The organism is Yersinia sp. Marseille-Q5920, assembly GCF_946902935.1.
In the GTDB taxonomy this organism is placed as follows: domain Bacteria; phylum Pseudomonadota; class Gammaproteobacteria; order Enterobacterales; family Enterobacteriaceae; genus Yersinia; species Yersinia rochesterensis.
Genome location: NZ_CAMPQA010000022.1, coordinates 1 through 25,242, shown reverse-complemented (window position 1 = coordinate 25,242; position 25,242 = coordinate 1). Strand labels below are relative to the sequence as shown.

Genomic DNA, 25,242 nt, shown 5'->3' with positions numbered 1-25,242 from the left:
AGCGCCCCGGAAAAAGTTCTGGCATACTTTACGGGCAGGCATAGAGTTGATCTCGCTGAATTGGTTGCACAATCAGTAGATCATATTTTCTCTATGCCTGTCCTTTTTTCTGGGGATTCACCAGCGCTGTGCGGCAATTTAATTCTGCGGATGAGTCAATTCTGGGATAATTAAATTTGAGTGCACTGATGGCGGAGTGCCGTTAAATGCCAATCTTGCGGCCCAGCAAACTGGCGCCTTTAGAGTGACCATCTGGCCCATACAATGTCTGGCCGTGGCGCGTGTTCAGAACAGCCAGCGCCTGAGTGTTATATTCAATATGCTGTTGCAGTAATAGCCCATTGTGCAGGTTACTGTATTGCAACTTTTCGGCCAGTGCCAATATACGTTGCCAGCGGGTGGCTAACTCATTCACGCTGCTATACGGCGCTTGAATATTGATAGTTTTTTCTGTGGTGAGCCGGGTCTGGTCCAGATAAGCCAAGGTAGCCAAAATTGAACTTTTTTGTTCAGTGACACCTTGCAGCACCATGCCTTGAATCCGACCGGAGCACAGTAATTGCTGTTCTTGTGCTACTACAGCTTTCAGGGATTCAAGCAGTTCCAGTTGCTGGTCCAGATTGGTTTGTAATCTTTCCACCACCACCTATCCTTTTACGGTTAACGATTTTACGGTCAACGATTATTTTATGTTTAGCTGTTCTTCAGATCATCTGCGACATTTCTGAGCAAAGCATCGGCAATTTTACCGGTGTCCATGGTCAGTTGACCTGAACGAATCGCCTGTTTTAAGGTTTCGACACGTTCTACATTGATGTCCTGACTGCCCGGCTGCATCAATTTCGCCTGCGCATCACTCAATTTAACCTCAGTACCACTCACCGGCGTTTTTGTCTGGGTAGACTGTTTCCGCGTTTGCTGCGCAATATCACTGGTTTCCCGTGGTTGCACTTGTGTTGCCGGTAATAACGGTTGGGTGCGTTCAATACTCATATGGTGTTGCTCCCTTTATAGCGGGATTGACGTTTATCGACCCGCGAGACTTTTATCTTTCAGCAAAAGAATGGCGGGATTGTCACTGTTTAACCTGCAAATAACTGCATATTAAGATTATCGGCAAAGGTTAAAAAAACTTTAATCACTATAACATTATCTTAATTGTACCATCGTCAGCCACGGTGCCACTGACGATTTGACCCGACGCCATGCGCACCCGGACATTATCTTGTACCGCGGCATTGTTCATGGCCTTGCCACTGCCGTTAACATTAAATCCTTCACCCTGCGCTAAAACCTGCACATCTTGCCCGGTTTTAACTATCCACAAGCGGCGCAACATATTACGAGTCAGTGGTTGACCGGCATTGATTTGCCGTAAGCTCACTGCGCCTTGAGCAAAGCTGGGTTCCAATAACGTGCTCAGGGGCAGGGTATCGAGCCGGCCTTGCTTCATTTCAATATCTTGCGGTGTGATTTTCGCCCCTGCCGTCAGTTGACGGGCGGCCACAGCATAATGGCCGCTAACCTGTACTTGGGTCTGAATAAAACGCCGTAAACCCTCGCACCGCACTGATAAGCTGATATTTCCCCAAGGGCGGGCATTCGCTGGCAGCGTAATTTCGGGCGTCTCGCATTGTGGCCACTGGCTCTGCGGGGTTTTGATGATGACATTAACCTGACTGCTTTTATCGGGATATTGCTGGCGAAAGAATTGATTTACCTGTGCCGATAAATCTGCCGCCATCGCCTGATGCGCCAATGCTTGACTCATAAACACTAGCCCGAAAGCTATTATTAGGATGTCATTTCTTTTCATGGTCATCAACATTCCCTCCGTCCACACAACCCGGTATGTCAGGGTCTCCCCCTCTTGCACACTAGTGTACCTGTACCTCGACAAGGCTAAGGGGATAAATAGCGACGCATTTTGCTCTTATTCTGACGATAGGCTTCCCTGTGCGGCGTTTATGCTGTCGACTCCAAATTCTAACCTTGCGGGGGGACTATGCTCGACAAACTGGACGGTGCTCTGCGTTTTCAACAAGAGGCGCTTAATTTGCGCGCGCAACGACAGGAGATCCTGTCGTCCAATATTGCTAATGCGGATACGCCCGGCTTTCAGGCACGTGATATTGATTTCTCCAGCCAACTGAAAAAAGTGATGGAGCAAGGTCGAGTCAGTGGAACCGGGGTGTCACTCAGTTTAACGTCAGCCCGTCATATCCCTGCAAGCACAGTTCAGCCGCCTGACCTGGACTTATTATTCCGGGTTCCAGACCAGCCATCAATGGATGGCAACACGGTGGACATGGATCGTGAACGTACCAATTTTGCCGATAACAGCCTGAAATATCAGACCGATTTGACCGTTCTTGGCGGTCAGATCAAAGGAATGATGTCAGTGTTACAACAAGGATAAGGCGGATGTCTTTACTGAATATTTTTGATATTGCCGGTTCAGCATTATCAGCTCAGTCGCAGCGGATGAACGTCAGCGCCAGTAACATGGCGAACGCCGACAGTGTGACTGGCCCGGATGGCCAACCCTACCGTGCTAAGCAAGTGGTGTTTCAGGTTGCGGCTCAGCCGGGGCAAGAAACCGGTGGTGTGCGTGTTGCACAAGTCGTTGATGACCCAGCGCCGGATCGTTTGGTTTTTCAACCCGGTAACCCACTGGCCGATGCCAAGGGGTATGTCCGGATGCCTAACGTTGATATCACCGGCGAGATGGTGAACACCATCTCAGCTTCGCGCAGTTATCAGGCCAACGTTGAAGTGTTGAATACGACGAAATCGTTGATGCTCAAAACGCTGACATTAGGTCAATAACAGGAGCCTGTACACATGGCCATTACGAATTCCCTGACTGATAGTGATTACGGGATTAACAGCACTAGCGGCACCGGTTCAGCCAGCGGCAGCACCAGCCAGGATCTGCAAAACAGTTTCCTGACGTTGTTGGTGGCACAGTTGAAAAATCAGGATCCGACCAATCCAATGCAAAACAACGAGTTGACCACGCAATTAGCGCAGATCAACACCGTGAGCGGCATTGAAAAATTGAACACCACTCTGGGTTCTATCTCCGGCCAAATTGATAACAGCCAATCATTGCAAGCTAGCAGCCTGATTGGTCGCGGCGTGATGATTCCAGGAACCAATGTGTTGGCAGGGAGTAAAGACGGCGTTGTGACCACCACCCCATTCGGTGTTGAGCTGGTGCAAGCTGCTGACAAAGTGACGGCCACCATCACCGACAGTAATGGCGTGGCAGTCCGAACGATAGATATTGGCGGCTTGACGGCGGGTGTGCATGCCTTTACCTGGGATGGCTCACTGGAGGCCGGTGGTAATGCACCGGACGGCGCTTATACCGTGGCGATCACTGCCACTAACGGCGGTGCATCGGTGGTAGCGACACCTTTGAGCTTCGCCATTGTCAACGGTGTGACCAAAGGAGTCGATGGTTCCAAACTGGACTTGGGTCTGGCGGGTACCACCACGCTGGATCAAGTGCGCCAAATTTTGTAAATCGTAACAGCACAACACAACAGACAAGACGGTGATTCACTCAGGTCTTGATGATTAAAAACAGCGTTTGATATGTCATCAACGCTTTAGGTCTGTAACGGACCAAGAATTTAACGGAGAAGAAAATGGGCTTTTCTCAAGCAGTCAGCGGTTTGAACGCAGCATCCAGTAACCTGGATGTGATCGGTAACAACATCGCCAACTCGGCAACCTCAGGTTTTAAAGCCGGTTCAGTTTCTTTTGCCGATATGTTCGCCGGCTCTCAGACCGGGATGGGCGTTAAGGTTGCGGGGATTACTCAGGACTTTAACGACGGCACCACCACCACCACCAATCGCCGTCTGGATCTGGCTATCAGCCAAAATGGTTTCTTCCGCATGCAAGACAGCACCGGCGGCATCTTCTATGCCCGCAACGGTCAGTTTAAGCTCGATGAGAACCGCAATATCGTCAACATGCAGGGCCTCAACCTGACCGGTTACCCGGCAACAGGTACGCCGCCGACAGTACAGCAAGGGGCCAACCCGATTCCGTTGTCTATCCCACAGGGCATGATCCCAGCGAAAGCCACCACCGCCGGTAATATGGTGGCAAACCTGACCTCGACGCACGACATCATTCCAGCCGATACAACCAGTGGCGGTGTAACCACCCCGACGTTTGATCCCGATAAGCCCGATACCTATAGCTTTGTGAATAACATGACCACCTTTGATAGCTTGGGTAACCGCCATGAAATCAACGTGTTTTATGTTAAGCGCTCCGAAGATGCTGTAAATGGTAACTCTTGGGATGTTTACACCCGTGATAGCAGCGCCGTTCCCGCACAAGTTGCCGAGAAACGCGGTTCAATGCTGTTTGATACTAATGGTGCACTGAAAAGTGTGACAAATGGTACCAATGCAGCCAGCACCACTGACTTCAATATGACCATCCCAATGGGGGTCGTTAATGGTGCGCCGGCACAAGAGTTCGCGCTGAATGTGGCGGGTAGCAAGCAGCAAAATACCGGCACCGACAGCATTGTTACCCAAAACCAAACCGGCTATGCAGCGGGCGAATTCACTGGCTTCCAAATCAACAACGACGGCTCGGTGGTCGGGACTTATTCAAACCAACAGACCCAATTGCTGGGCCAAATCGTGATGGTTAACTTTGCTAACCCAGAAGGCTTGTCATCTGAGGGCAATAACGTCTGGAAAGAAACCCTTTCCTCGGGTAACGCGATTCTTGGGACGGCGGGCAGCGGCGGCTTTGGCACCTTGACCAGCGGCGCACTGGAGTCCTCTAACGTGGATTTGAGTAAAGAACTGGTGAACATGATTGTGGCGCAGCGTAACTATCAGTCGAACGCGCAGACCATCAAAACCCAGGATCAGATCTTACAAACTCTGGTTAACCTGCGTTAATCGCACTGACGGGACTCGCTCATGGATCACGCAATATATACCGCCATGGGGGCTGCCCGGCAGTCCCTCGAACTGCAAGCGGTTACCGCTAATAATCTGGCTAACGCCTCAACGCCGGGTTTCCGCGCGCAGTTAGCGGCGATGCGGGCCGTACCTATTGATGGGCCAAGTATGGCCACGCGCACTATGGTCACGGCGTCGACCCCAGGGGTAGATATCAGCCAGGGGACGATGAACTACAGCGGTCGCCCGTTGGATGTGGCCTTGCAGCCGGATGGCTATTTAGCGGTTCAATTGCCTGATGGCACTGAAGCCTATACCCGTAACGGGAATATTCAGATCTCAGCTGACGGGCAGATGACTGTGCAGGGTTATCCATTAATGGGTGACAACGGCCCGATTGATGTCCCCCCTCAGGCGGCGATCACCATTGCTGCGGATGGCACTATTTCGGCACTGAACGCCGGTGACTCACCGAACACCATTGCTCAGTTGGGGCAGATTAAACGGGTGCGAGCCACTGCCGGTGAAGTGATGCACGGCGATGATGGTTTGTTCCATTTGACACCCGAGACACAGCAGGCGCGTGGTGCTCAGTTGGCTAATGACCCGCTCATCAAGGTGATGCCGGGGGTGCTGGAGGGCAGTAATGTGAAAGCGGTTGAAGCGATGACCGACATGATTGCCAATGCCCGCAGTTTCGAAATGCAGATGAAAGTCATTCACAGCGTGGATGAAAACGAACAGCGCGCTAACCAGCTGTTAGCAATCAGCTAAGCGCATAGGCGCAGAGGAATAAACTGATGATCCGATCACTCTGGATTGCCAAAACCGGCTTGGATGCACAGCAGACCAATATGGACGTTATCGCCAACAACCTGGCGAACGTCAGCACCAATGGCTTTAAACGTCAGCGGGCGGTGTTTGAAGATTTGTTGTACCAAACGATACGTCAACCGGGAGCACAATCTTCCGAGCAGACCACCTTGCCATCAGGTTTGCAGATTGGTACCGGTGTTCGTCCGGTCGCCACTGAGCGTTTACACAGCCAGGGCAACTTGTCCAAAACCGATAACACCAAAGATGTGGCTATCAAAGGCGAAGGGTTCTTTCAGGTGCAGATGCCTGATGGCACCAATGCCTATACCCGCGACGGTTCTTTCCAGGTTGACCAAAATGGCCAACTGGTGACGGCCAGTGGTTTTCAGGTTCAACCCGCTATCACTATTCCGGCGAATGCTCTGAAAATGACGATTGGTCGTGATGGCATCGTCAGTGTCACCTTGCAGGGGCAAACCGCCACGCAGCAAGTTGGACAACTGACTTTGACCACGTTCATCAATAACAGTGGCTTGGAAAGTGTCGGTGAAAACTTGTATCAGGAAACCGCCAGTTCCGGTGCGCCGAATGAAACAACGCCGGGCCTGAATGGCGGCGGCTTGTTGTATCAGGGGTATGTTGAGACTTCTAACGTCAATGTGGCGGAAGAGTTGGTCAATATGATCCAGACGCAACGCGCCTATGAAATCAACAGTAAAGCGGTTTCAACTTCAGATCAGATGTTGCAAAAACTGACACAGCTGTAAATCCGCTCTCGGGGGGCAACAGCGCCCCCTGATTGCAGCAGAATAATGAGTATTCGGGGTTGACCTTGCCAGCCTCTAACCGGTTACAGGACAGATAATCAGAGATGGATACATCGCCGCTGCGAAAATTAGGTGAGTTGAGGTGGATGGGTACGCCGTTGCTGGCGATGCTACTACTCAATGGCTGTGCGTATATTCCGCATAAACCGCTGGTGGATGGTTCGACGTCAGCACAGCCAGCCCCTGCCAGTGCGCCCCTGCCAAATGGCTCTATTTTCCAGGCTGCCCAGCCGATGAACTATGGTTATCAGCCGCTATTTGAAGACCGTCGTCCGCGTAACATCGGTGACACACTGACCATTACCTTGCAGGAAAATGTCAGTGCCAGCAAAAGTTCTTCTGCCAACGCTAGCCGTAACGGATCCAGCAAATTTGGTGTTGCTACCGCACCTCGTTACCTCGAGGGGCCGTTGGGTAATGCACGCGCTGATTTGGATATTTCTGGTGATAGCACTTTTGGTGGCAAGGGCGGGGCAAATGCTAACAATACCTTCAGTGGCACCATCACGGTGACGGTGAATCAAGTGCTGGCTAACGGCAACTTGCATGTGGTGGGCGAGAAGCAGATCGCTATTAATCAGGGAACTGAATTCATTCGTTTCTCTGGGGTTGTCAACCCACGCACCATCAGCGGCAGTAATACAGTGACCTCAACACAGGTGGCTGATGCGCGCATCGAGTATGTGGGTAATGGTTATATCAATGAAGCGCAAACCATGGGCTGGTTGCAGCGGTTCTTCCTTAATGTTTCGCCATACTAAGAGGCCCATTGATGCGTAAACAGTCACTTATCACCCTATTTATCATGCAGCTTATTGTGCTGTTCACGCTGGTGTCATTTCCGGCGTCAGCCGAACGTATCCGCGATTTGGTGACCGTTCAGGGAGTGCGCGATAACGCATTGATTGGTTATGGTCTGGTGGTGGGTTTGGATGGTTCCGGTGACCAGACCATGCAAACGCCGTTTACCACGCAAAGTCTCAGTAACATGTTGTCGCAATTGGGTATTACCGTGCCACCGGGTACCAATATGCAGCTCAAAAACGTGGCGGCAGTGATGGTCACCGCCAAATTACCGGCATTTTCCCGCACCGGGCAAACCATTGATGTGGTGGTGTCCTCAATGGGGAATGCCAAGAGTATCCGTGGCGGCACCTTGCTGATGACCCCACTAAAAGGGGTTGATAATCAGGTTTATGCTTTGGCGCAGGGTAACGTGTTGGTAGGCGGGGCTGGGGCTTCTTCCGGTGGCAGCAGTGTTCAGGTCAACCAATTGACCGGCGGGCGCATTAGTAATGGCGCGACCATTGAACGCGAGTTGCCAACCACCTTTGGCACTGATGGGGTGATTAATCTTCAATTGAATACCGAAGATTTTACCACGGCACAGCAGGTCAGTGATGCCATTAACCGCCAACGGGGTTTTGGTTCTGCGACCGCCATTGATGCCCGTACTATTCAGGTGTTAGTGCCACGCGGTAACAGTTCACAAGTACGTTTTCTGGCAGATATTCAGAACATCCCGGTGAATATTGATGCGGGTGATGCCAAAGTCATTATTAATTCCCGCACTGGCTCGGTGGTGATGAACCGCAACGTCATGCTCGACTCTTGTGCTGTGGCGCAAGGAAACTTGTCAGTGGTAATTGATAAGCAGAATACCGTCAGCCAGCCAGATACTCCCTTTGGTGGCGGACAGACTGTCGTGACACCGAATACCCAAATTTCCGTTCAGCAACAAGGTGGCGCATTGCAACGCGTTAATGCCAGCCCGAATCTGAATAATGTGGTGCGCGCCTTGAACTCGTTGGGGGCAACGCCGATTGATTTGATGTCTATCTTGCAAGCGATGCAGAGTGCTGGCTGCTTACGGGCTAAACTGGAAATTATCTAATGAGCGATTTGATGGCAATGCCCAGCGCCGCCAATGAAATGTTCGGCGCGGCCTATGACGCCCAATCACTGAATAGCTTGAAACGTGACGCGGCAAGAGATCCTGATGGCAACCTAAAGCAGGTTGCCCAGCAGGTGGAAGGGATGTTTGTGCAGATGATGCTGAAAAGCATGCGCTCCGCCTTGCCGCAAGAGGGGATCATGAACAGTGACCAAACCCGGCTCTATACCTCAATGTATGACCAGCAAATCGCGCAGCAGATGTCGGTCAAAGGGCTCGGGCTAGCTGACATGATGGTGGAGCAGCTTTCAGGAACCTCTTCACCAAGTGAAACTGCGGGCTCGGTGCCAATGATGCTGGATAACGAAGTCTTGCAGACTCTTCCTGCACAAGCATTGGAGCAAATGGTTCGTCGGGCAATGCCGACACCGCCAGTCAACAGCCCAGTTTCACTGCCGCAAAGCACCGGTAATTTCGTCGCCCGCATGTCTATTCCAGCGCAAATTGCCAGCCAGCAAAGTGGCATTCCGCATCAACTTATTATGGCACAGGCCGCGCTGGAATCTGGTTGGGGTCAGCGCGAGATCCCAACGGCTGATGGCAAGAGCAGCTACAACGTCTTTGGTATCAAAGCGGGCAGTAACTGGGATGGCCCGGTCAGTGAAATCACCACCACGGAATATGAGCAAGGTGTGGCGAAGAAAACCAAAGCGCGCTTCCGGGTCTATGGCTCTTATGTCGAGGCGGTCAGTGATTATGTCAAGTTACTGACCCAAAACCCGCGCTACGCCAATGTGGCTGCTGCCCAAAGCCCTGAACAAGGGGCACATGCTTTGCAGCGCGCCGGTTATGCCACCGACCCGCAATATGCGCAAAAATTGGTCAATGTTATTCAGCAGATGAAGAATACCGGTGAGCAAGCAGTAAAAGCATACAGCAGCAATCTGGACTCTCTCTTCTAATAGGTTATTTTACTGGCCATTTTGGAAATTGAACCCGGTTTACACCCATATTTTTACTCAAGTTTTCCAAACTTGGGCCGATACTCTGAATAGGCTGTGCGGGGGCGTAGATCTCCTCAGGCAGTATCCCAATATTAATAAATGCAGGTGCGCGATGTGAATCGCCTGCGGTAAAAGGATCTCTTCATGTCCAATAGTTTAATGAATACTGCGATGAGTGGTCTGAGTGCCGCCCAATATGCTTTGAGCACCGTCAGTAACAACATCAGCAATTTCCAAGTGGCGGGTTATAACCGTCAGAACACGGTTTTTGCGCAAAACGGTGGGACATTAAGCCCGGCGGGTTTTATTGGTAATGGCGTGGCAGTGACCGGTGTTAACCGTGAGTATAATGCCTTTATTACCAATCAGTTGCGAGCATCACAAACCCAAAGCAGTGGACTGACGACCTATTATCAGCAAATCTCGCAAATCGATAATTTACTGTCCAATACCTCCAATAACATCTCAACCACCATGCAGGATTTCTTCAACAACCTGCAAAACTTGGTGAGTAACGCGGGCGATGATGCAGCGCGTAAAACAGTTTTGGGCAAGGCCGAAGGGCTAGTTAACCAATTCCAGAATGCAGATAAATATCTGCGCGATATGGATAATGGTGTAAACCAAAAGATAAGTGACAGCGCGGCACAAATTAATAACTATGCTGAGCAAATCGCCAAGTTAAATGACCAGATTACTCGCCTGCGCGGTAGCAGCGGTAGTGAGCCAAATGCCTTGCTTGACCAACGTGACCAACTGGTTACCGAGTTAAACCAGATTGTCGCGGTGACGGTCACTCAGCAAGATGGCGATGCTTACAATGTGTCATTTGCCGGGGGGTTATCTCTGGTGCAAGGGCCGAATGCTTATAAAGTGGAAGCCATTCCCTCCAGCGCCGATGCAACCCGCCTCACGTTGGGCTATAAACACGGCACCAGCGACACCATTGAAATTGACGAAAGTCGCCTGACCAGCGGTTCACTCGGCGGTACCTTGAAATTCCGCAGTGAAGCACTGGACAGCGCGCGTAACCAATTGGGTCAATTAGCTTTGGTGATGGCCGATAGCTTTAATACCCAGCACAAAGCCGGTTTTGATGCTAATGGTGATGAGGGCAAAGATTTCTTTAGTTTTGCTAAACCGTCGGTATTGAAAAATGCAAAAAATCAAGGTGATAGCAGCTTAACGGTGAGTTACACCGATACCTCGAAAGTGAAAGCCAGCGATTACACGGTGGAATTTGATGGTACAGATTGGCAGGTCACGCGCTTGTCGGACAATACTAAAGTTCCTACCACGGCTGGGGTGGATAAAGATGGCAAACCTACACTGAACTTCGACGGTATCGCGGTCAGCGTCACTGACGGGGCAGGGGCAAAAGCCAAAGATAAATTCACCATTAAAACGGTTTCCAATGTTGCCGCTAACTTGCAGGTCGCCATTACGGACTCCAGCATGATTGCTGCGGGCGGTACTGCTGATGGTGGCGCAAGTGACAACGTTAACGCGCAAGCACTATTGAATCTGCAAACCCAAAAACTGGTCGATGGTAAAGCGACATTTTCGGGTGCTTATGCCGGGTTGGTCAGTAATGTCGGCAACCAGACGGCAACGGCGAAAACTAACAGCACGGCACAGGCCAATATCGTCAAACAGTTGTCAGCGGAACAGCAGTCTATTTCTGGGGTGAACCTGGATGAAGAGTACGGCGACTTACAGCGTTTCCAGCAATATTACCTGGCGAATGCCCAAGTTATCCAGACTGCTTCAACATTGTTTAACGCGTTGCTGAGTCTGCGCGGTTAAGTTTTGGTTAGCGGTATTGCCGCTGCTTATCTCATTTTAGGTTTAGTCAGAATGGCAGTTTGTGCGGGCCGTCTGACTAAGCTGTTACTAAAAGGAACTGACATCGTGCGCTTAAGTACCAGCATGTTGTATCAGCAAAATATGCAGGGCATCACCAATGCTCAATCCCTTTGGATGCAGTCTGGCCAACAACTTTCCACCGGCAAGCGCGTGGTTAACCCCTCGGATGATCCGATGTCGGCGTCTCAGGCGGTGATGGTGTCACAAGCTCAGTCAGAGAATAACCAGTATGCGCTGGCACGTAGCTTTGCCCGCCAAAGTTCATCACTGGAAACCACGGTTTTGGCGCAGGCCACTAGCACCATTCAGTCTATTCAAAGTGTCATTATCAGTGCTAAAAGCGATATTTTGAGTGATGATGACCGTGCTTCTTATGCGACTCAGTTACAGGGTTTGAAAGACCAACTGGTTAATCAGGCGAACACCACTGATGGTAATGGCCGCTATATTTTTGGTGGTTTTCAAAGTGATAAGCCGCCTTTTGCTGTTAGCAAAACTGGCGAGGTCACTTATGTGGGCGGCGATGTCGCGATTGAGCAAAAAGTCGATGCGAATCGGTCAATGACGGTCGGTCACACCGGTGACAGTGTCTTTATGGCGCTGACCAGCAATGCCAAACCAGAACCTGATGATGCTAATGGTGCTCCGGTGGCTTCTGAAAACAATATCTTTAATACCATAGATACTGTTCTCAATGCCCTCAAGACGCCAATGCAAGGTGCAACCGATGAGGTTAAAGAACAAGTGAATGCGGCGATGGATAAAGGTATCCGCGGCATGGCTAACTCATTGAATAATGTGTTATCTGTTCAGGCAGGAATTGGTACTCAACTGCAAGAGTTGGACAACCTTGATAGTTTGGGCCAAGACCGCACCTTGATCAACAAGCAGCGGATGAGCGATTTAGTGGATGTCGATTGGACGGCGGCTATCTCTTCCTATGTTATGCAGCAGGCCGCCTTACAGGCTTCTTACACTACATTCACCAATATGCAGGGCTTGTCTCTGTTCCAGCTGAATAAGTAATCTGCTTTCAACCTGTGGGCTAGCCCCACAGGATTCCTCTCACTGGCTAACCCGCTAACCCACTGATAACCCTCGCCAGCCGATCAAAAAACTCGCCAAACAGATGCTCGGTAAAAGGGGCTAACAGAGGCATAATTAAGCCCAGCGAAATAATACCGACCGTCAATGTCAGCGGGAAACCTATAACGAAAACAGAAAGTTGTGGTGTCATGCGGTTCAGCATGCCTAATGCCATATTTAGGGTGAGTAGCAGGGTAATAAGTGGCAAGGCTAGCATCAGCCCATTCATAAAGATCAATGAACCGGCCTGTGCTAATGCCAGGAAACCATTGCCATTCAGCGGCTCGAACTGAATAGGTAAAGTATGAAAACTGTCCGCTAATAAAGAAATTAGCCACAAATGGCCATCAAAACTGAGAAATAACAGCATCGCCAATAAGTTTAACAACCGGGCGAGAACCGGCATGTTTGGCCCGCCAGAGGGGTCAAAGAAGGTAGCGAAAGACAATCCCATTTGTAAACCAATCACTTCACCGGCCAGCCGGATAGCCGCAAAAGCAAACTGCATGGTCAAGCCGATAGCAACGCCAATCAATATCTGCTGACCCGCGACCCACACGGCACCGCTGGAGACGAGTGGAATATTGACCGGGGGCAGGGAGGGGGCAACCAGAAAGGTAATTAATACCGCTAAACCGACTTTGACTTTGCGATTTATCTGCTTTTCACTTAATACTGGCGCAGTAGTGATTAAGGCCAATATGCGGATTAATGGCCAAAAATACTGGCTGACCCAGACGCTGAGTTGAGTGGTATCAAGAGAGACCATGCTTAGCCAATCAACGTCGGCAAGCTGGTAAACAAATTACGCATATAGTCGAGGATCAAGTTTAGCATCCACGGGCCTGCGATAACCAACGTAGCAAAAACAGCCAGTATTTTAGGGATAAATGACAGTGTCATTTCATTAATTTGTGTCGCGGCCTGCAACAGACTGACAATTAAGCCGCTAATCAATGCAGCCAGTAATAATGGCGCGGCCAATGCAAGGGCGATTTTCATTGCCTCAACGCCGAGGGCCATTACCGATTCTGGTGTCATGATGTATCTACCTCAGCTATAAAAGCTTTGTGCCAGAGAACCCAGTAGCAACTGCCAGCCATCAACCAATACAAACAGCATCAACTTGAAAGGCAGCGAAATACTGGCGGGCGGCACCATCATCATCCCCAGCGCCATCAGCACACTGGCCACCACCAGGTCGATAATCAAAAACGGAATAAATACAGTAAAACCAATTTGAAAAGCGGTTTTCAGCTCACTAGTGACATAGGCGGGCAACAGAATGCGCATTGGCACCACTTCCGGCCCTTCCAATGGCGGCAGATTAGCTAGCCGGGCATACAGAGCCAGGTCAGTTTCGCGGGTCTGGCGTAACATAAATTCACGTAATGGTTGCGAGCCTTTATCCATCGCCACTTCCATACTTATCTTGTCCTGACTGAAGGGCAGATAAGCATCTTGATAAACTTTGTCAAACACTGGCGACATGATGAAAAACGTCAGAAACAGCGCTAAACCCAGCATCACCTGATTGGGTGGTGCTGAGGGGGTGCCCAATGCGTTGCGCAGCAAACCAAGCACAATAATGATGCGGGTAAAGCTGGTCATCATCAGCAATGCGGCGGGCAGGAAACTCAGCGTGGTGATAAAAACCAGCGTCTGTACGGGTAAAGACCAGCTTTGCCCACCATTCGCCAACGGCTGGCTGATAATGCCCGGTAATTGAGCTAATGCCGCCGGAGAGCAGAGCAGGGCGAGCAGCAGCAAAGGGACTTTATTCATGAGCGGACGCAGAGACATCATGCCGATTTTTCCGGGTGTTTTGAGTTCTTGCTTAATAGCGGTTTTTTGTTTAATAAATAGCTGTTCAGAAGTTGGCGAAAATCAGCCGGTTTTCCTGTGTCAGACGACAGCGCGGTACTGGGTTCGTCAACCGGAGGGCGTTCCAGTGTGTGGAGCGGCGTTACTTGTTGGGCGGTGACACCTAATACCAACCAAGTGTTGTCTACTTCGACAATGACCACTCGCTCGCGTTGGCCGACCAGACAACTGGCTCGCACATTCAATAGCTTATTGTTGCGGGCTTGTGGCGCAAAACCACATCGGCGCACCAGCCAGGCGGCAAATAAAATCAACAGCAAAATTCCCCCCAGCACACTGCCGACTTGGGTCAACACTGAGCCTGCGGGCATCGCCGGGGCTGTTTGTTGCGTGGCGGTGCCGGGGTGGCTGGCGGCAAATCCGGTGACGGGGGTCTGCGGCGTAGTCACCGGGATATCAGTTGCTACTGAAGTCTTCGCCGCTACCGGATCAACAGCTGCCGATGTTGATTCAGTTGATGTTATTGCCACCCTTTGTGCTGCGGTCATTAGCGGCTCAGACGACGCATACGTTCTGATGGAGTAATAATGTCAGTGATGCGCACGCCGTATTTATCCGCAACCACCACGACTTCACCCTGTGCAATCAGGTAACCGTTAATCAGAATATCCAAAGGTTCACCTGCCAGGCCATCAAGGGAAACGACTGAACCTTGAGACAGGCGCAGCAACTCTTTGATAGTCATTTTGGTGCGGCCCAGCTCGACGGTCAGTTTCACCGGGATATCGAGAATCAAATCAATATCTTGCAGGTTGCCCAGGACATCAGGTGCTTCCAGTGATTTAAATACGCCTTCGGTAGTGGCCGCTGGTTTCTCCACTGCCTGTTGCTCATTAAACGCATCAGCCCACAGGTCATCCACGGATTCCTTTCCATCATCAGACGGAAACTTAGGGTCACTCATTGGGCTGTTCCTCATTCAGAGCATTCAAAATAGGGTTAATCAAATGTTCAACACGTAGGGCATATTGCCCGTTTAATGTCCCGTACTGACTGGTCAGCACGGGCACGCCGTCGACATGCGCGATCAGTCGCTCAGGTTTATCTATCGGTAACACATCCCCCGGCTGTAGTTTGAGTATCTGCGACAATCTCAGCGGGATATCGACAAAATTAGCGACCAATTCCAGCTCAGAGTGCTGAACTTGCTTGACCAGCGTTTCACGCCAATGGCTGTCTTCCTGACGGGAGTTTTCCAGTGGCGGGTTGGTCAGCAGTTCGCGCAATGGCTCAATCATGGCAAACGGAATACAGATATTAAACTCCCCACTCAACGCGCCGATCTCCACCTGGAAAGGTGTCGTGACCACGATGTCGTTAGGGGAGGTGGTGATATTGGTGAATTTCACCTGTATTTCAGAGCGGACATATTCCACATCAATTTTATAGATGGGAGCCCAAGCGTCACGATATGCATCCAGCGCTAGCCGTAGCATCCGGTTAATCACGCGTTGTTCTGTGTGAGTAAATTCGCGCCCTTCCACTTTTGTCGGGAAGCGGCCATCACCACCAAACAAGTTATCAACGGCAATAAACACTAGACTCGGGGCGAAAACAAACAGCGCCGTCCCGCGTAATGGTTTCAAATGTATTAAGTTGAGGTTGGTTGGCACCGGCAAGTTGCGGGCAAAATCATGATATGGCTGAATTTTTATTGGGCCAACCGTGATATCCGGGCTGCGGCGTAACAGGTTAAACAGCCCCATCCGAAACTGACGGGCAAACCGCTCATTGATTATCTCCAGTGCATGTAGGCGCTCACGCACCACACGTCGCTGGGTCGTCGGGTCATAAGGCTTAACGTCTGTCTCGTTTCCAGTGACGGCTTCGGGTTCATCACCCCCGCTGTCACCGTTTAACAGTGCGTCAATCTCTGCTTGTGAAAGAATACTATCGCCCATAATGATTATCGCAATATAAATGCGGTAAACAGCACATCGCTGACTACCTGATTAGGTTGACCTTTAACCATTGGCGGGCTAAGAACGTTTTTAATTTCACCGACTAAGCGCTGCTTGCCTTCTTCGTTCGCCAGACTGTCAGCGGATTGACGAGAGAGCAGTAACAGTAACCGGCTGCGCACTTCCGGTAGATAGTCATTGAGTTTTGCACGCGTGCTATCGTCGGGGAGCCTTAACGTTAATCCGATATAAAGCACACGATCCAGATTATTATCCGGCGTGATCAGATTGACCGTAAAGGTCTCCAAGGGCATGAATACCGGGATGACAGGAGCGACTTTCGCTGTGGTTGGTTGACTCTTCTTGAGTGCCCACCAGCTATAACCGCCACCCGCAGTTGCTGCCACCGCAATCAGCACCAGCAGGATCACCCAGATTGAACTCTTACGCTTGGCCGGGAAGGTATTTTGAGACATGGAGAAGGCAAATTCCTGTTTTGGTATCAAACCGGTGGATCACAATATACCCGTCAGACTTCAAGCTACATGTGCGTTGGCTGCGCTCAATCACCCTAGTCACTTACCAGTGTAAGCTCTTGGGGGTTCGCTCAGTTGCCGCTTTCCTGCAACTCGAATTATTTTGGGTATAACAGCCTGGGGCCACTGACACCAAGCTATCCGAATTATTGCTGATGATTATCCCGCTTATCCTTAATCCCAATAGGCAGAATAGGTGGAGAAAAACGGCCTAGCTTGTCCGTTTGTCCCCTTTTGGTGAAATTAACAGCGCCTTTTAGGCGAAAATATCAACGCCACCATTGCCATTGGCCAGAGCTTGCAATGCGGCTGGTGTGACCAGCGGCGTGCTCACCTGTGCTTCGCCAGAGGCGAATTCACCATAACCTGGCTGACCGCGTGAGGCGAAATCTTGCTGATTTTGTTGGCTCTGTTGCTGTGCTTGTTGCCATTGACCTTCACTGCCGACACTACTTTGGCCTAACTCAATACCACTTTCGGCCAAGGCGGTGCGTAAGCTTGGCATAGCGGCTTCAATCGCGGCCCGAACTTGACTATGAGCTGAAACAAAATGTAATTGTGCTTGCTTATCTTCTATTTTCAGACTGATTTGCAACGCACCCAACTCTTGCGGGTTGAGCCGCAACTCGGCGTTTTGTTGCCCATTGCGACTGAACATAATCACTTGTTGCCCAAGTGATTGTTGCCATTCTTGACTGCCCAGTTGCGCACTTAAATAACCACTGACGGGCGCACTGACATGGGCGCTGGCGGTAGCTGTAGTTGGCAAAAGAGGGCTGGATACCGGGGGAAGAGAATGGGCCTGGGGAGCTGAACTGACCAAGGTTTTATCCACCGCAGCGGCGGGCGTGATGGTTTCAGCTTGTGCTGCCAGTGGGGCGGATTTCGCATTGAGCGTGTTGTTGTCGATATCTTTCGCGCTCAACGGGGCTGGCTTATCCGATGCAGCCGTTATTTTTGTTTTCGTGGCTACACCCGCCAATACATCGTCACTGTTTATGGCTTTATCATTTTTTACACTGTCCATGGCCTTCTCACTTTTCATACTGACCAGGGTGCCACCAATCAGTGCGGCTAAACCTTTATCTTGTGAGGTCAAGCTGGTGAGAGTGGCAATATCTTGCTTGGCCGTCGTTTTATTGTTCGTCAGGCCATTAGTATCAGTCAGGGGGGCTTTTTGCCCGCTCAATGTGTTAGCCACCTGATGCGGCAACATTGCCAGCAAGGTTTGTAATGCGGCGGGGTCGACTTTATCGTGAGTTTTATCACTGGCACTATCCGGCTTGCCACTCTCATTGATGGTGGTTTTCTTGATGCTTGCGGCATCGCCAGTTTGTCCTGCATGGGTTAAACCCGCTGGCAGCGCAGCACTGATATCCCCCAATGCGGCCAACAACTGATTCAACTTGCTGTTACCGACGGTTGACTTACTACTGTCAACTTCAGGGGTGATGTCAGTCGCTGCGGCTAAAGATGATTTTAGGGTTGAAGCATCCAGGGCGGTGAGTTCTTTTCCCAACTGGTCGCCTAGAAGTTTGGCAAAATCGGCCGGCAATCCTGCGTCGGTAAACAACGCGGCAATAGATGTCGAGGATGCTGCGCCCTCGGCTTCACTTGCAGTGATAGCAGTAGGCAAGAGAGATAGATTCATGAATGTAGACTCCTTTGTGAGGCGCGCTGGGCGAACTCATCCATCAGTTTTTGATCCAAACGGTTCTCGTGTAAACGTGCGGTGGTTTCAGCTCGCTCGTTCAGCGTTTCAAATGCATTTAGCCGCTGTTGCTTTTCTTGCCAATGCTTCACTGCTTGTTCAACTTTTACATTCCACTGGGCCAACTGATGACGATGTTGCTCAATGGCTTGCTCCAATGTTTGAATAAATTGCTGATAATTTTGCCAACTGGAGGAGGCCATGCCATTACTCAGCGTGTCATTCAGCCGCACCCGATATTCATCCTGATAAGACAGCAACATACTCAGTTGCTGCTCAGCATTCTGATAGGACAAGCGCACCTGCCCCAATTGGGTCGTTGCCTGTTCAACCGCCTTTTGAGCCAGGTCGCGCAGGGTGATGAGAGGTGACTGACTTTTCATCGTATTCCTCAATACCTTTCGTGCTTGACGCCGCAGGGGTGTTAGCTATTAGCCCGGAAACAGACTTTTCAGATGCTGACAGGCATCTTCGTAACTGCTGCGTTCATACATACCTTGCTGCAAGAAGATTTCCATTTGCGGGTAGAGGGTAATGGCCTTATCCAACAATGGGTCGCTACCGGCGGCATAGGCTCCTACGCTGACCAAATCGCGGTTGCGTTGGAAACTTGCAAGTAACTGTTTAAATTGGCGAACTTTACTGTAGTGATTCTCATCAATCAGTGAGGTCATCGCACGGCTGATAGAAGCTTCGATATCAATAGCGGGATAATGACCGGATTCTGCCAGACGGCGAGATAACACCACATGACCATCGAGAATGGCGCGCGCAGAGTCGGCAATCGGGTCTTGCTGATCATCGCCCTCGGTCAGTACCGTATAAAATGCTGTAATCGAGCCGCCACCAGACACGCCGTTACCCGCGCGTTCAACCAGTGCCGGTAATTTGGCGAATACGGAGGGCGGATAACCTTTGGTTGCCGGGGGTTCGCCGATTGCCAGTGCTATCTCGCGTTGTGCCATGGCGTAGCGCGTCAAAGAGTCCATGATGAGCAACACATGTTGGCCACGGTCGCGGAAATCTTCTGCAATACGGGTGGCATAGGCTGCGCCTTGCATGCGCAGCAACGGCGATACGTCAGCGGGGGCGGCGATAACTACCGAGCGCGCGCGCCCCTCGGTACCTAAAATATTCTCGATAAAATCTTTAACTTCACGGCCACGTTCACCGATAAGCCCAACCACAATGACATCTGCTTGGGTGTAGCGGGCCATCATGCCCAACAAGACACTTTTCCCCACCCCGGAGCCGGCGAACAAGCCCATACGCTGACCTCGACCGACCGTCAGCAGGGCATTAATTGTGCGCACGCCAACATCCAAAACCTGTTCAATCGCGGTACGTTGTAATGGATTGATGGGGGGGGTAATCAGGGGAGCCCGATAACCGGTTTCTGGTGCAGGTAAGCCGTCAAGCGGTTTGGCACTGCCATCTAATACACGCCCCAGTAATTCTGGGCCGAGTGGTAATTGTTTACTGGCAGAAGCCCCGCCGGTGGTGATGCGGGCATAAACACGGGCGCCGGGCACAATTCCCTCGACCTCTTCGAGCGGCATCAAGAACAGACGCTGGCCATTAAAACCCACCACTTCACTCTCAACTTCTTGAACTTCGCCGTTATCATGGCGTTCAATGAGGCAGGTTGCGCCGAGGGGAAGTTGCAAACCGGTGGCTTCTAGCACCAAACCTGTGGCGCGCGTCAACCGCCCGTAACGGCGAATGGTGGTTGATTGGCTGATACGTTCTTCGAACTTGTCCATCGATGCGAGCCAGCGGCCAAGGCGAGCGGTCATCATAATTCTCCCGGTGCTGCCAGGCGGCACAGCTCATGCCAGCGTGTTGCCAGGCTGGCATCTAAATCGCCTTCTTCGGCGCTGACTTTGCATCCGCCGGGATGAATTTGACTATCACCCAATAAGCGCCAGCCATGCAAACTCAAAGTCGAGCCTAAGCGCTGTTCCACCACAGCTAAATCATTTGGATTCACCCGTAATTGCGGTTTACCGGCAAACATCGGCTCTTGTTGAATCATTTGCTGGATTTGAGCCAGTAACGCGGTGCCATCGCAAATTGCCGGTTGCCCCAGAATTTGTTTTGCTGCTGCTAAGGCCATTTGCATCAATCGCGAGGCAATCACACTGTCCAGCGCATCAAGGGTATTTTGAAAATCATCGACTAAGGTTTGCCAGTGCGCGGTGATCGGAGCTAACTGTTTCTCAGCATCTGCCAGCGCTTGCTGGTGCCCCTCTTCCAAACCGGTTTGGTAACCTTTATCCAAACCCTCTTGCAACCCTTTGGCAAACCCTTGCTGGCGGCCCTGTTTCTCGGCTTCGAGTTGCAGGTTCATCAGTGTTTGTTGCTGATCACTTTCCGTTAGCGCGGTATCCGCTTTTTGCTCATCAGTAAACAACATACTGATATCCGGCGGCGCGGTGGCAGCAGTAGGTTCTGGTTGGCTGGCAAAGTCATTTAGTGACCAGGGCTGCCAGGGCAGGGCATTAATCCTATCAGACATAGATATCCTCGCCGCCGCCGATGACTATCTCGCCGCTTTCCGCCAAACGACGGACAATCAGCAAGATGGCTTTCTGCTCGTTTTCGACCAGTGACATACGCACTGGCCCACGGGTGGCCAGATCGTCGCGCAGAATTTCTGCCGCACGCAGTGACATATTGCTGAGGAAGCGCTCGCGCAGCGCCTGATCGGCACCTTTCAAGGCAATCAATAGCGATTCGTTGTCGATTTCTTGTAGTAAACGCTGGATGCTGCGGTCGTCGACACTGACCAGATTCTCGAACAGGAACATTTCGTCGATAATTTTCTGTGCCAGCTCGCCGTCGTATTCGCGTACTGCGTCCATAACGGTTTCTTCCTGCTGGCTTTTCATCAGGTTGATAATCTCGGCCGCAGTGCGGATACCGCCCATTTTGCTGCGTTTGAGGTTTTGGCCATCCAGCAAATTGTTCAACACTTCGGTCAATTCCGCCAATGCGGCTGGTTGAACCCCACCGAAGGTCGCAATACGCAGCATGACATCGTTGCGCAGACGCTCGTCGAACAGCGCCAGAATATCGGCCGCTTGAGCGCGCTTCAGGTGAACCAGAATAGTGGCGATAATCTGCGGATGTTCGTCGCGGATCAGGTCGGCCGCCATCTGCGGCTCCATGAAGTTGAGGGTTTCCATGCCGCTGGTGGTTTCGCGTGATTCCAGAATGTCTTCTAACAAGCTGGATGCACGTTCTTCGCCCAATGCTTTTATTAGTACCGAGCGTAGATAATCGCTGGCGTTCACACTCAGAGCCGCATATTGCTCGGCATCGTCTTCAAACTCAGCCAATACATCAACCAACTGTTGGTGAGAAACCTGCCGCATACTGGCCATGGTGGTACTGAGCTGTTGCACTTCGCGCGAGGAAAGGTGTTTGAATACCTCTGCGGCATGGTCTTCGCCCAGTGTCATCAGCATGATGGCGCTTTTTTCAGTTCCGGTCAGGCTCATTGGTCATTACTCATCCATTGACGGATAACCAGCGCGACAACACGTGGGTCTTTATCCGCAAGTTCGCGTATACGCTGGGCCTGAACTTCAGCACTCACTCGTTGCTGATTTTTCTTACGCAGGGCCAGCTCTTCTTTAGTTTGTTTCGCTGTTTCAGAAGCTTGTGCGGTCTGTACTATGCTATTGACCGACGCTGTTGCTTTATCCGCTACTTGTTTTTTCTCCATCAGTGGGCGAACCAGTTTGCGCCATAAGATCCACGCGACCAGTAAGATGAGCAAATAGCGACCAATATTAAGCAATTGATCAAAGAACGACTGTTGCTGCCAGAATGGCAGACTGTTACCGGTATCTTCGCCAGTAGCATTAAATGGCGTATTGACCACATTGAGAGTGTCGCCACGGTCAGTAGAGAAGCCCATGGCCTCGCGTGTCAGTGATTCCACCTGCGCTAATTGCTCTTTGCTCAGCGCAATAGGTTTGCCCGCTTTATCCATGCCGTAATTGACGACCACGGCGACGGAGAGGCGCTGCACCATACCTGCTTGTTGCTGGGTGTGGCGGATAGTGCGGTCAACTTCGAAGTTAGTGGTTTGGTCGTGGCGGCTATTACTTGACGTCGCCGTCTGTTTAGCAGCAGTCGTGGTCACCGCCGGGCGGTTCGCTGCATTGGCAGTATTCGTAGCTGCACCGGCACCCGCTGCGGGGGTGGCTGGAGGGACTTCAATTGGTGCAACTGGGGTCACTGATGGTTGATTAGACAATGCCCCCGGAACTCCGCCGACATTGGTGCCGCCCAGTTGTTCGCTGGTACTGACTTGTTGAGAGCGTACTGCTCCTTGGTTGGCGGCCTGATTCGGTTTGTACTCTTCATCGGTCTGTTCACGGCTGGCAAAATCAACTTGTGCGGTGACTTGCGCATGAATATTGCCGCTACCCACCATCGGTGCCAGGATAGTTTCAATGCGGCGCTGGAAACGGTTTTCCACTTCATTAGTAAATTTAAGTTGTGCCGCATTTAAGTCGCGGCCCGCGCTATCAGATTGCGTCAGCAAACGGCCTGTTTGATCCACCACAGTGACACTTGCAGGGGGTAAACCCGCCACACTGCTGGAAACCATGTAGACGATGGCATTGATTTGACCATCATCGAGTGCGCGGCCAGGTTGCAAGGCGAGTGTGACAGAGGCTGTTGGCGATTTTTGCTCACGAACAAATAGCGAAGGTTTCGGTATTGCTAAATGTACCCGGACATTCAGTACCGGGCCAAGTGTGCCGATAGTTCGAGCGAGTTCACCTTCCAGTGCTCGCTGATAGTTGACTTGCTCGCTGAATTGGCTAATGCCAAATTTTTCCTGATCCAGCAATTCAAAACCGACGGCACCACCTTTAGGTAAACCTTGTTGTGCCAGACGCAGACGAGTTTCATGCACTTTATCTGCCGGGATCAACAGCGCTCCGCCAGTATCCGCGAAACGATAGGGAATATTCAGTTGCGTCAATTGCGTGACGATATCACCGCCATCACGATCACTCAGGTTGCTATAAAGGACGCGATAATCTGGACTTTTAGCCCATAACATCAACGCGACAATAATAGCGATGGCCGCAGCCGCTGCAATCAACAGTGGGATTTTCGGATTCGCGCGTAGGCGTGCCAGTGTCGTCGTAAAGTTATTCTCACGATTTTCACCGCCAGTTATCGAGGCATTCATACACGTCCTTGGCCAAGCTGAACAACGTTTGAGTTAGTATTTTTTATGTAACTAATGTGTTGGAACAAAACAGACTCCCAAGTGCTGTGAGCGATAAAGCATCAATAGCTGATATCCCCTGTTATACTCGCCATACTTCAAGCCGCATGTGCGTTGGCCACGCTCGTTACTCGGCCCGTCCATGGGCCTCGCCTCTGTGAGGCCGCCGCAGGCAGCGTTCAAATCTGCTCCCGGCAGATTTGTCACCCGAATCACTTACTACAGTAAGCTCATTGGGATTCTCTCCCTTGCCGCCTTCCTGCAACTCAAATTATTTGGACTATATCGGCATGCCATTATTTGCTGTAAGTGGAAATTTGATGGCTCAATAAGCCGGTATTTTTGGGTCTATTTAGCCGCTTTAGCGCAAAAATGATGTGTTAGGGTGTCAACCTGAAAAAAGTAATACCTGCTGGATGGCAAATATCCGCATTAGCGCACCTATTTGCCACGCAGTTATTGGCCTACTGACGCATTTTGGGGATGAGCATGTCTGTTCAAGGTATTGAAGGGGTTTTACAGCAATTGCAAGTGACTGCATTGCAAGCATCGGGTTCAGCAAGAACACTGCCCGCTGAGGCCGGTTTTGCCAGCGAATTAAAAGCGGCTATTGGTAAAATCAGTGATAACCAGCAGACAGCCCGTACTCTGGCGCAGAATTTTGAATTAGGTGTGCCCGGTGTCGGCCTAAATGATGTGATGGTGAATATGCAGAAATCATCTGTCTCTTTGCAGCTCGGTATCCAAGTGCGTAATAAGCTAGTTGCCGCTTATCAAGATGTCATGAATATGGGCGTGTGAGTGGGTAATGTTATTGAATTATATAGTAAAAACCACTACCCAGTTTTCTTATGGGGCATGAGTGGGGCATTTTGAGAAAATTTAGCATTGATTAATGCCATCTGTTCATCATTACTGTCTGGCATCCATTCCCCGTAAACAGAGAAAACCATCTGTGCTGATGCGTGGCCCATCTGTGATGCGATGAATGATGGGTTTGCTCCGGCAGATAGCAACCAACAGGCGAAAGTATGGCGTGATTGATATGGCTTTCTGGATCTAACCCCTGAACGCCTTAATGCATTATTCCATATTTGTCCTAATGATTCGGTTGAGTAGTAATCACCGCAGATCTGATTTGAAGATGTAACTTTGGGTATGAAAACAAAAGTGCAACTGTCTTTTCTTGTTTTCCTTGCCTCTCTTGTATGGATCAGTATCTGATGTTGCAGGCCCATTCTGGTGTGCAGCATTTGACTGCGTAGGGCTTCCTTTGCATTGTCCGTAAGCTGAATAATGCGATCGGTTCCGGCGTCCGTTTTGGGCAAAGTAAACTGCTTAACCCGAGTTAGATTTCTCCTCACCATGATTGTGCCAGCTTCGAGGTCAATATGCGAGGGAACAATTTGGCTCATTAACGGGATGGAACGACCATCACAAATCAGGCTGGCGCGTAAGACGTGGAATGCCTGTGAGGGATAACCACTCCAGTCAACAGCAATAACACACCAGGGAAG

29 protein-coding genes and 1 pseudogene are annotated in these 25,242 nt (G+C 50.8%); 12 read left to right on the top strand and 18 right to left on the bottom strand.

Annotated features, from left to right (window positions below):
* Positions 1-202 precede the first annotated feature (202 nt).
* The 3 genes from OVO64_RS20285 to flgA form a co-directional block, all read right to left on the bottom strand.
* Positions 203-643, bottom strand: coding sequence for a flagella synthesis protein FlgN (locus tag OVO64_RS20285; protein ID WP_038633779.1), 441 nt, complete (start codon positions 641-643; stop codon positions 203-205).
* Between the two features lie 50 nt (positions 644-693).
* Positions 694-993, bottom strand: coding sequence for a flagellar biosynthesis anti-sigma factor FlgM (gene flgM, locus OVO64_RS20280; RefSeq protein ID WP_038633776.1), 300 nt, complete (start codon positions 991-993; stop codon positions 694-696).
* Between the two features lie 148 nt (positions 994-1,141).
* Entirely contained in the window at positions 1,142-1,822 is a 681-nt protein-coding gene (flgA, locus tag OVO64_RS20275; RefSeq protein ID WP_038633773.1) for a flagellar basal body P-ring formation chaperone FlgA, read from the bottom strand.
* A gap of 183 nt (positions 1,823-2,005) precedes the next feature.
* On the opposite strand from flgA, the gene flgB reads away from it, so the two are divergent.
* The 11 genes from flgB (at position 2,006) to flgL (ending at position 12,376) form a co-directional block, all read left to right on the top strand.
* Positions 2,006-2,419, top strand: a complete 414-nt coding sequence (gene flgB, locus OVO64_RS20270; RefSeq protein WP_038633770.1) for a flagellar basal body rod protein FlgB — start codon at positions 2,006-2,008, stop codon at positions 2,417-2,419.
* Positions 2,420-2,424: 5 nt separating this feature from the next.
* On the top strand, positions 2,425-2,829 hold the full coding sequence (gene flgC / locus OVO64_RS20265) for a flagellar basal body rod protein FlgC (RefSeq protein ID WP_038633767.1): 405 nt from the start codon (positions 2,425-2,427) through the stop codon (positions 2,827-2,829).
* 15 nt (positions 2,830-2,844) lie between these two features.
* On the top strand, positions 2,845-3,531 hold the full coding sequence (gene flgD, locus OVO64_RS20260) for a flagellar hook assembly protein FlgD (protein WP_038633765.1): 687 nt from the start codon (positions 2,845-2,847) through the stop codon (positions 3,529-3,531).
* 125 nt (positions 3,532-3,656) lie between these two features.
* Positions 3,657-4,940 (top strand): flagellar hook protein FlgE, encoded by a 1,284-nt coding sequence (flgE, locus tag OVO64_RS20255; protein WP_038633762.1) that lies wholly within the window; start codon positions 3,657-3,659, stop codon positions 4,938-4,940.
* Between the two features lie 21 nt (positions 4,941-4,961).
* Complete coding sequence (locus OVO64_RS20250; RefSeq protein ID WP_267248990.1) at positions 4,962-5,717, top strand: flagellar basal body rod protein FlgF; 756 nt, start codon at positions 4,962-4,964, stop codon at positions 5,715-5,717.
* Positions 5,718-5,743: 26 nt separating this feature from the next.
* A complete protein-coding gene (flgG, locus tag OVO64_RS20245; RefSeq protein ID WP_004392149.1) occupies positions 5,744-6,526 on the top strand; it encodes a flagellar basal-body rod protein FlgG in 783 nt (260 codons plus the stop codon).
* 104 nt (positions 6,527-6,630) lie between these two features.
* Positions 6,631-7,347: a flagellar basal body L-ring protein FlgH gene (flgH, locus tag OVO64_RS20240; protein ID WP_004392150.1), complete on the top strand. Its 717-nt coding sequence runs from the start codon at positions 6,631-6,633 to the stop codon at positions 7,345-7,347.
* Positions 7,348-7,358: 11 nt separating this feature from the next.
* The gene (locus OVO64_RS20235) at positions 7,359-8,480 is read left to right on the top strand and encodes a flagellar basal body P-ring protein FlgI (protein ID WP_004392151.1); all 1,122 of its coding nucleotides are present in this window, start codon (positions 7,359-7,361) and stop codon (positions 8,478-8,480) included.
* Entirely contained in the window at positions 8,480-9,442 is a 963-nt protein-coding gene (gene flgJ / locus OVO64_RS20230) for a flagellar assembly peptidoglycan hydrolase FlgJ (RefSeq protein WP_050289760.1), read from the top strand. Before OVO64_RS20235 ends, flgJ begins: the two co-directional genes overlap by 1 nt.
* A gap of 186 nt (positions 9,443-9,628) precedes the next feature.
* Positions 9,629-11,290 carry a flagellar hook-associated protein FlgK gene (flgK, locus tag OVO64_RS20225; RefSeq protein WP_145509448.1) on the top strand — a complete coding sequence of 554 codons (1,662 nt, stop codon included), beginning with the start codon at positions 9,629-9,631 and terminating at the stop codon, positions 11,288-11,290.
* Between the two features lie 105 nt (positions 11,291-11,395).
* Complete coding sequence (gene flgL / locus OVO64_RS20220; RefSeq protein ID WP_145509452.1) at positions 11,396-12,376, top strand: flagellar hook-associated protein FlgL; 981 nt, start codon at positions 11,396-11,398, stop codon at positions 12,374-12,376.
* Between the two features lie 46 nt (positions 12,377-12,422).
* Here flgL and fliR read toward each other — a convergent pair whose 3' ends face one another.
* From fliR to fliF, 13 genes are all read right to left on the bottom strand, one after another.
* Positions 12,423-13,205, bottom strand: coding sequence for a flagellar biosynthetic protein FliR (gene fliR, locus OVO64_RS20215; protein WP_267248989.1), 783 nt, complete (start codon positions 13,203-13,205; stop codon positions 12,423-12,425).
* A gap of 2 nt (positions 13,206-13,207) precedes the next feature.
* Entirely contained in the window at positions 13,208-13,477 is a 270-nt protein-coding gene (gene fliQ, locus OVO64_RS20210) for a flagellar biosynthesis protein FliQ (protein WP_038633745.1), read from the bottom strand.
* A gap of 12 nt (positions 13,478-13,489) precedes the next feature.
* The gene (gene fliP / locus OVO64_RS20205; protein WP_038633743.1) at positions 13,490-14,242 is read right to left on the bottom strand and encodes a flagellar type III secretion system pore protein FliP; all 753 of its coding nucleotides are present in this window, start codon (positions 14,240-14,242) and stop codon (positions 13,490-13,492) included.
* Complete coding sequence (fliO, locus tag OVO64_RS20200; RefSeq protein ID WP_050291791.1) at positions 14,239-14,808, bottom strand: flagellar biosynthetic protein FliO; 570 nt, start codon at positions 14,806-14,808, stop codon at positions 14,239-14,241. The genes fliP and fliO overlap by 4 nt, the downstream gene beginning before the upstream one ends.
* The gene (gene fliN, locus OVO64_RS20195) at positions 14,808-15,224 is read right to left on the bottom strand and encodes a flagellar motor switch protein FliN (protein WP_038633737.1); all 417 of its coding nucleotides are present in this window, start codon (positions 15,222-15,224) and stop codon (positions 14,808-14,810) included. The genes fliO and fliN overlap by 1 nt, the downstream gene beginning before the upstream one ends.
* A complete protein-coding gene (gene fliM / locus OVO64_RS20190; protein ID WP_038633734.1) occupies positions 15,217-16,221 on the bottom strand; it encodes a flagellar motor switch protein FliM in 1,005 nt (334 codons plus the stop codon). The genes fliN and fliM overlap by 8 nt, the downstream gene beginning before the upstream one ends.
* Positions 16,222-16,226: 5 nt before the next feature.
* A complete protein-coding gene (fliL, locus tag OVO64_RS20185; RefSeq protein WP_038633731.1) occupies positions 16,227-16,697 on the bottom strand; it encodes a flagellar basal body-associated protein FliL in 471 nt (156 codons plus the stop codon).
* A gap of 316 nt (positions 16,698-17,013) precedes the next feature.
* The gene (locus OVO64_RS20180; protein ID WP_050291790.1) at positions 17,014-18,408 is read right to left on the bottom strand and encodes a flagellar hook-length control protein FliK; all 1,395 of its coding nucleotides are present in this window, start codon (positions 18,406-18,408) and stop codon (positions 17,014-17,016) included.
* Complete coding sequence (gene fliJ / locus OVO64_RS20175) at positions 18,405-18,851, bottom strand: flagellar export protein FliJ (protein WP_004392162.1); 447 nt, start codon at positions 18,849-18,851, stop codon at positions 18,405-18,407. Before fliJ ends, OVO64_RS20180 begins: the two co-directional genes overlap by 4 nt.
* 48 nt (positions 18,852-18,899) lie before the next feature.
* Positions 18,900-20,264: a flagellar protein export ATPase FliI gene (gene fliI, locus OVO64_RS20170; protein WP_038639588.1), complete on the bottom strand. Its 1,365-nt coding sequence runs from the start codon at positions 20,262-20,264 to the stop codon at positions 18,900-18,902.
* Positions 20,264-20,986, bottom strand: a complete 723-nt coding sequence (gene fliH / locus OVO64_RS20165) for a flagellar assembly protein FliH (RefSeq protein ID WP_038633726.1) — start codon at positions 20,984-20,986, stop codon at positions 20,264-20,266. Before fliH ends, fliI begins: the two co-directional genes overlap by 1 nt.
* Positions 20,979-21,971, bottom strand: coding sequence for a flagellar motor switch protein FliG (fliG, locus tag OVO64_RS20160; protein WP_038633724.1), 993 nt, complete (start codon positions 21,969-21,971; stop codon positions 20,979-20,981). Before fliG ends, fliH begins: the two co-directional genes overlap by 8 nt.
* Positions 21,968-23,686 carry a flagellar basal-body MS-ring/collar protein FliF gene (fliF, locus tag OVO64_RS20155; RefSeq protein ID WP_145509450.1) on the bottom strand — a complete coding sequence of 573 codons (1,719 nt, stop codon included), beginning with the start codon at positions 23,684-23,686 and terminating at the stop codon, positions 21,968-21,970. The genes fliG and fliF overlap by 4 nt, the downstream gene beginning before the upstream one ends.
* 528 nt (positions 23,687-24,214) lie before the next feature.
* On the opposite strand from fliF, the gene fliE reads away from it, so the two are divergent.
* Positions 24,215-24,526: a flagellar hook-basal body complex protein FliE gene (fliE, locus tag OVO64_RS20150; protein WP_038633717.1), complete on the top strand. Its 312-nt coding sequence runs from the start codon at positions 24,215-24,217 to the stop codon at positions 24,524-24,526.
* Positions 24,527-24,561: 35 nt separating this feature from the next.
* On the opposite strand, the gene OVO64_RS20145 is transcribed toward fliE, so the two are convergent.
* Positions 24,562-25,140: a tyrosine-type recombinase/integrase gene (locus OVO64_RS20145; protein ID WP_267248992.1), complete on the bottom strand. Its 579-nt coding sequence runs from the start codon at positions 25,138-25,140 to the stop codon at positions 24,562-24,564.
* Positions 25,120-25,242: pseudogene (locus OVO64_RS20140) on the bottom strand (IS4 family transposase); the annotation flags it as partial. The pseudogene OVO64_RS20140 and the gene OVO64_RS20145, both read right to left, overlap by 21 nt.